Here is a 5515-nt window from a genome sequence, read left to right on the forward strand (position 1 = left end):
TTACTTGGTCAACCTTTGCCTGTTGGTAGCTTCTTCCCTGAATCTTGGAGATGTCCCACCACTTTCTCTTCTGCTTAAACAAAAAACCTGCCCTTGAAAGCAGAGGAGCAGAGGGGCAAGGGTGCGGGGGAAATGAGTTTTTTAATTATTTGCTCCCATGTATATACATAATTTTCTCTCTACCTTACCATGTATATACAAAGATAATTTTAATTCCCTTTTGCCTCCTGCCTTGTGTTCCCCTGCCCCCCTGCTTCCAAGCTGTCTTGACGGGCGAAGATTTCAATCATTTCGCTGCGGGTGACGTTATTTTTAGCTGCTAATTCTGCTAACTTTTCCCAAGCTGTATCTGTGAGTCTCATAGACCTTAATTGTTTGGGTTCTGAGGCGTAGTCAGTCTGAAATTTACCGGAGGAATTGCGTTTGCGCCTGGGTGTTTTCTGCTTTGTACCGGAATATTGATCTGTACTTTCAGATTTGGGAATTTGATTGATGGTAATTAAGTTAATCAGGTTATCAATCAGGCGATCGCGCTCCATTGGTAAAATCTCTTTACAGTGCAACATTTCCTGCACAATGGTGAAATGAATTAACGTACCAACAAAAATCCGCGCCGCAGCTTCCGGGTCGGGTAATTGCAATTCTGGATGCGCTGCTAAATACTGGCCCAGAAGTTCCAAAAGAGGTTTATCGACGTTGCTAATGAACACTTGCGCTAGTAAAGGGAAGCGTCCAGACTCACCAATAATTAGTCTTACCAAACTCAGCAATTCTTGTTTTTGATTAATCTGCTCGACAATATTTATGCCTATGCGTCGTAGCACAATATGAGGTTCTGCTTGCAGAAATTGTGCATCTTGTGGACTAAAAGCTTCTCGAAAATTTTCCTTTGCTAGTCGCTCAATTAAAGCAGTAAATAATCCTTCTTTATCTTGAAAGTAGTTATAGACCGTGGTTTTAGATACGCCTGCTGCGGCTGTCACTTTATCCATTGTTGCCGCAGCGTAGCCGTGGGCTAAAAACTCTTGCATTGCACCAGCAAAGATAGCATCAACTTTCTCTGCTGATGAAGAACGGTTTTGATTATTCTTTTGGTTGTCTCTGCTTTTCTTTTTCATTCTCTAGATCAACCAGCTTATACCATTATCCAAAAATTAGATTGTACTTATCTAAAACTTCGATTCTACTGAAATCTCTTGACATGATTGTAATGTAACGTATAGTTTATTTACAGTACAGTTAAACTAAGTAGTTTAATTAACGTACTAAATAAAAGGGGGCTAAAAGTGCCTGAAGTAGGACTGAGAGGTTCGGAATCCTCTAAACCTGGCTTGCGCCAACGAATTCTGCTGGTGTTAGCGATAGGATTTGCGATCGCCGGAATAGTTAGATTTTTCCAGGTAAAATCACAGGCTTCGAGTCAGGCTCAAACAAACCAATTGACTGTACCACCAATTAAAACGGTGACAGCCTTGGGCAGACTAGAGCCAAAAGGAAAAGTAATTAAATTGTCAGCACCTGCAACCACTCCAGGTCAAGGGAGTCGGGTGGAGACATTATTAGTTAGGGAAGGTTTTAAAGTTAAAGCTGGCCAGGCGATCGCAATTTTAGATAACCGAACTCGCCTCCAAGCAGCTTATCAAGAAGCCCAAGAAGCTGTGAAATTGGCACAGATAAACTTAGCTAAAGTGCAAGCGGGTGCAAAACAAGGGGAAATCGAAGCCCAAAAATCTGAAGTTGCCCGAATTCAAGCGCAAATAGCAGGTGATGAGCGAGAACAAAGGGAAGCAGTAGCCAGATTAGAGGCACAATGGCTAGGTGAAACAACTGCCCAGCAAGCAACAATTAATAAGTTAGTGGCAGAATTAAACAATGCCCAAGTCGAATTTCGCCGCTATCAGCAACTTTATGCTGAAGGTGCAATTTCCCAGTCTTTATTTGATAGCAAACGTCTGAGTTTAGATACTGCTACCCAGCAGTTAAGCGAAGCCAGAGCTAATCTCAACCGCATCGATAACACCGGACGCAAGCAAATTAATGAAGCTAGAACTGCTCTAGCGCGGATTAATGCCACTGGTAACAAACAATTTAGCTCTGCTGTAGCCACCTTAGATCAAATAGCTGAGGTACGGCCTATTGATGTGCAAGCCGCCAAAGCCGAAGTAGACCGAGCTATAGCAGCCGCCAAACAAGCTAAGGCAAATTTAGAACAAGCCTATGTGCGATCGCCCCAAGATGGTGTAGTCTTAGACATTCATACACGTTCCGGCGAAATCGTTTCAGACCAAGGAATCGTGGAAATTGGGCAAACCAGCCAGATGTATGCAGTTGTAGAAGTGTATCAAAGCGATATCCGCAAAGTGCGCCCCCAACAACAAGTGCGGATAACTAGCAATTCTCTACCAGGGGAATTGTATGGCAAAGTCGATTGGATTGGCTGGAAAGTACAACGGCAAGATATTATCAACGCTGACCCCAGTGAAAATATTGATTCTAGGGTGGTCGAAGTTTATGTGCGCTTAGGAGAAGCATCAAGCATCAAAGCTGCCAAATTTACTAACTTGCAAGTCAAGGCGGTGATTTCGCTGTGATGGGATTGATTCAAGAAATACAACGCCGCACACCTCTAGGATGGCTGCAACTAAGTCATCATAAAAGCCGCTTATTGGTTGCGATATCAGGCATTGCCTTTGCTGATGTCTTAATTTTTATGCAGTTGGGCTTTCAAAATGCACTGTATGACAGCAACACCCGCCTCAATCGCGTGGTGCGTGCAGACATAGTTTTGATGAGTACCCAAAGCCGTAACACGCTCAACTTATCTACCTTTGCGCGGCGGCGACTGCTACAAGCTGCTGATGTACCGGGTGTCAGGTCAACATCAGCCATGTATATCGGTTTAGTTACCTGGAAAAATCCCCAAACACATCGCCCGACCTCACTCCAAGCAATTGGGTTTAATCCTGACGAGCCTGCGATAGATTTACCAGAAGTTAACTCCCAATTAGATAAACTTAAGCTGCCTGATACATTTATTTTTGACCGTGCTACTAGAGGTCAATACAATGAAGTATTTAGCCAAGTTGAAGCAGGTAATACCGTCACCACAGAAGTAGATAAACGTACCATAACTATTGATGGCTTATTTAAATTAGGTTCTTCCTTCGCCGCAGACGGGACATTAATTTCCAGCGATGATAATTATTTACGCATCTTTCCCAGACAGCAAGCCGGAAGTATCAATCTAGGTTTGATTTATACAGAACCTGGTTATGACCCTAAACAAGTTGCCGAAATCTTAAAACTCTACCTGCCAAAAGAAGATGTGCAAGTATTAACCCGTGAAGAATTTGTCCAATTTGAAGAAGACTATTGGAAAAATGAAAGTCCTATTGGTTTTATTTTTGGTTTAGGCGTAGGTATGGGATTTATTGTTGGTGTAATTATTGTCTATCAAGTTCTCTCGACTGATGTTAATGCCCATATCAAAGAATACGCCACCTTCAAAGCAATGGGTTATCGCAATTTGTACCTGTTAGGTGTAATTTTTGAAGAGGCGATTATTTTAGCATTACTAGGCTTTATTCCTGGATTTGCAGTCCCTTTAGGACTTTACCGCTTGACTCGCAACGCCACAGATTTGCCCATTTATATGACAGCAGGCAGAGCAGTATTTGTTTTAATAATAACTATCATTATGTGCATGATTTCTGGGGCGATCGCTACTCGCAAACTCCAATCCGCAGACCCCGCCGATATGTTTTAAAAATACTCACAACTCTTTGCGCCTTTGCGCCTTTGCGTGAGGTAAAAAATTTATGAAACCCCTTAATAATTCCGAACCTGTCATCTCCATCCAAAATCTTGACCATTACTTTGGTAAAGGTCAACTCCGCAAACAGGTTTTATTTAATATCAACCTCACCATTAAGGCAGGTGAAATTATTATTATGACAGGCCCTTCTGGGTCGGGTAAAACTACATTATTAACCTTAGTAGGTGGCTTACGTTCTGCCCAGTCTGGTAGTTTACAAGTTTTAGGTAGAGAACTTTGTGGTGCGAATGCGAAACAACTTACCCAAGCACGACGCAGCAACGGTTATATTTTCCAAGCACACAATTTACACGGTAGTTTAACAGCTATCCAGAATGTGCGTATGGGTTTGGAAGTGCAACCAAAAATTCTACCTCAAGAAATGCTGGCGCGTTCTCAAGCAATGTTAGCAGCAGTTGGTTTAGAACATCGGCTGAATTACTATCCAGATAGCTTATCGGGAGGACAAAAACAACGGGTAGCGATCGCACGTGCATTGGTAAGTCAGCCTAAAATAGTCTTAGCAGACGAACCTACAGCCGCCCTCGATAAACAATCTGGGCGTGATGTTGTGGAATTAATGCAAAAACTAGCCAAAGAGCAAGGTTGTACAATTTTGCTAGTTACTCACGACAACCGGATTTTAGATATTGCTGACCGAATTATTTATATGGAAGATGGTCATCTAATTAGGGATGGCGTGGGTGCTGTAGCACTGGAAAAGTAGTGTCAGATGAATTTAATTTAAAGGCGTTGCTGATTAAGAGGATGAATTTAGACTCGCGCAAAGGCGCAAAGACGCAAATCTGAACTATACATATGTTTCAATCCCTGATAGGGATTATTTGAAATTTCAACCCATCGGGCTTAATGCTTGGAGTAATTAAAGTAGGTTTCAATCCCTGATAGGGATTATTTGAAATTTCAACGGAAGCTTTGATTTAAGCCCCCATTTGTTAGCTAAATGTTTCAATCCCTGATAGGGATTATTTGAAATTTCAACATTTCATTAGGCTCATAACCCTTAGTCTCAATGTTTCAATCCCTGATAGGGATTATTTGAAATTTCAACATCATATCGCCAATCCGGGTCTTTCCAGTCACGGCGTTTCAATCCCTGATAGGGATTATTTGAAATTTCAACTGGATTTGTCCGCCTGAATACTCCAAAGGTCAAGCCGTTGTTTCAATCCCTGATAGGGATTATTTGAAATTTCAACGAAATAAGCTACTACGGTGAACTATTCAACGGGGATAATGTGTTTCAATCCCTGATAGGGATTATTTGAAATTTCAACACCATTGCTCGTTGAATTTGGTAAACCTAAAACTCGTTTCAATCCCTGATAGGGATTATTTGAAATTTCAACGCTGTAGATAAATCTCTTAAAAATAAGAGCAGCACCACCGAAGTTTCAATCCCTGATAGGGATTATTTGAAATTTCAACTAAATAGCCAGGGCTTTGTAACTAGGAATAAAAAGCTTAAGTTTCAATCCCTGATAGGGATTATTTGAAATTTCAACGCACCAGCAGCAGCAACAGAAGCACCAGAAGTGTTTCAATCCCTGATAGGGATTATTTGAAATTTCAACGTTTTTATAGAACCCATTTGACATCTTAGGAAGAACCTGCAAGCCTCTTAATCATGAGCCTGATGAAGCAGAGGTTGAGTTTGGCAGTGGCACTAGCTAGAGTTCG

4 protein-coding genes and 1 CRISPR repeat array are annotated in these 5515 nt (G+C 41.7%); of the genes, 3 read left to right on the forward strand and 1 reads right to left on the reverse strand.

Annotated elements, in window-relative coordinates:
* Positions 1–209: 209 nt before the first annotated feature.
* Positions 210–1118 (reverse strand): TetR/AcrR family transcriptional regulator, encoded by a 909-nt coding sequence (locus H6G76_RS35875; protein ID WP_190710950.1) that lies wholly within the window; start codon positions 1116–1118, stop codon positions 210–212.
* A gap of 168 nt (positions 1119–1286) precedes the next feature.
* On the opposite strand from H6G76_RS35875, the gene H6G76_RS35880 reads away from it, so the two are divergent.
* From H6G76_RS35880 to H6G76_RS35890, 3 genes are read left to right on the forward strand one after another with little or no spacing between them, the layout of a single operon-like run.
* Positions 1287–2591 (forward strand): ABC exporter membrane fusion protein, encoded by a 1305-nt coding sequence (locus H6G76_RS35880; RefSeq protein WP_313934898.1) that lies wholly within the window; start codon positions 1287–1289, stop codon positions 2589–2591.
* Positions 2588–3766: an ABC transporter permease DevC gene (devC, locus tag H6G76_RS35885; RefSeq protein ID WP_190710951.1), complete on the forward strand. Its 1179-nt coding sequence runs from the start codon at positions 2588–2590 to the stop codon at positions 3764–3766. Before H6G76_RS35880 ends, devC begins: the two co-directional genes overlap by 4 nt.
* 52 nt (positions 3767–3818) lie before the next feature.
* A complete protein-coding gene (locus H6G76_RS35890) occupies positions 3819–4541 on the forward strand; it encodes a DevA family ABC transporter ATP-binding protein (protein WP_190710952.1) in 723 nt (240 codons plus the stop codon).
* A 94-nt stretch (positions 4542–4635) separates the two neighbouring features.
* Positions 4636–5409: a CRISPR direct-repeat array (repeat unit 37 nt; unit sequence GTTTCAATCCCTGATAGGGATTATTTGAAATTTCAAC).
* Positions 5410–5515: the final 106 nt, after the last annotated feature.

Origin of the sequence: Nostoc sp. FACHB-152, assembly GCF_014697475.1 — a bacterium.
Taxonomy (GTDB): Bacteria; Cyanobacteriota; Cyanobacteriia; order Cyanobacteriales; family Nostocaceae; genus Nostoc_B.

What these genes read in the sequence shown, in the direction of transcription:
- H6G76_RS35875 (WP_190710950.1), bottom strand. Translation starts at nt 1,118, where the DNA reads ATGAAAAAGAAAAGCAGAGACAACCAAAAGAATAATCAAAACCGTTCT.
- H6G76_RS35890 (WP_190710952.1), top strand. Translation starts at nt 3,819, where the DNA reads ATGAAACCCCTTAATAATTCCGAACCTGTCATCTCCATCCAAAATCTT.